The sequence below is a fragment of the Mycobacterium sp. KBS0706 genome, from assembly GCF_005938675.2.
GTDB lineage: Bacteria > Pseudomonadota > Alphaproteobacteria > DSM-16000 > Inquilinaceae > Inquilinus.
Map to the genome: position 1 here is coordinate 1 of NZ_VCCH02000282.1, position 1,187 is coordinate 1,187.

Here is a 1,187-nt window from a genome sequence, read left to right on the forward strand (position 1 = left end):
TTCCACGTCGTCTTCACCCTGCCGGCTCCGCTCGCCGAGATCGCCTTCCAGAACAAGGCCACCGTCTACGCCATCCTGTTCCGGGCGGCGGCCGAGACGCTGCGCGTCATCGCCGCCGATCCCCGGCACCTCGGCGCCGAGGTCGGCGTCGTCGCGGTGCTGCACAGCTGGGGCCAGACCCTGCATCACCACCCGCATGTCCACTGCGTCGTGCCGGGCGGCGGCCCGTCGCTCGACGGCACGCGCTGGGTCGCCTGCCGGCCGGGTTTCTTCCTGCCGGTTCGGGTGCTGTCGCGGGTGTTCCGCCGGCTCTTCCTCGCGCAGTTGCAGGCCGCCTTCGAGGCCGGCGAGCTGGGCTTCTTCGGCGATCTCGCCGAGCTCGCCACCCCCGCCGCCTTCGCCCAGCGGCTGCGGGAGCTACGGTGCGTCGAGTGGATCGTCTACGCCAAGCCGCCCTTCGGCGGACCCGCCCAGGTCCTGGCCTATCTCGGCCGTTACACCCACCGCGTCGCCATCGCCAACTCCCGCCTGGTGAGCATGACCGACCGCGAGGTCGTCTTCCGCTGGCGCGACTACCGCCATCACGGCAAGGCCAAGGTGATGACCCTCGCCGCTGACGAGTTCATCCGCCGCTTCCTGCTGCACACCCTGCCGGACGGCTTCCATCGCATCCGCCACTACGGCTTCCTCGCCAACGGTCACCGTGCCGAGAAGCTGGCGCTCTGTCGCCGATTGCTCGAAGCGCCGGCTCCGGAACCGGAGGTCGTGCCAACCGAGGACGCCGCCACCTCGCACCGGCACGACCGTTGCCCCTGCTGTGGCAGCACCTCGATCATCCGCATCACCTTGCCGCGGCCATGGCGACTGCCGTCCTGGCGGTCCTCCTTCTGGAACGACACCTCATGACCAGTCCGCGCCGCGACGCTCCCAAGCCGAGGCTGCGCCGGGCACTCTACGCGCCCGCGGGGGCGCTGCGTCGCATCGCAATGGCCACCGCCCCGAGCAAGCCCGTCGCCTCGGGCGCTGGCCGCACCCGTCCGCCCGCAAGGTCACCACATCGCCCGCAGCCACCGTCGCCGGTCACCGCTGGGCTCTGCCACCCCGTCTTCCGCTCGGCCGGATACACCCTCCGGGCCGGACGCCGGTGACACAATCCCCATAGCCCGTGCCCGCCATCCCGCGGGTTC

General features: G+C 71.5%; 1 protein-coding gene. It reads left to right on the top strand.

Annotated features, from left to right (window positions below; genetic code table 11):
- Window positions 1–906, top strand: a 906-nt coding sequence (locus tag FFK22_RS41835; protein ID WP_143957006.1) for a transposase, incomplete at its 5' end; no start/stop codon positions are given.
- Window positions 907–1,187: the final 281 nt, after the last annotated feature.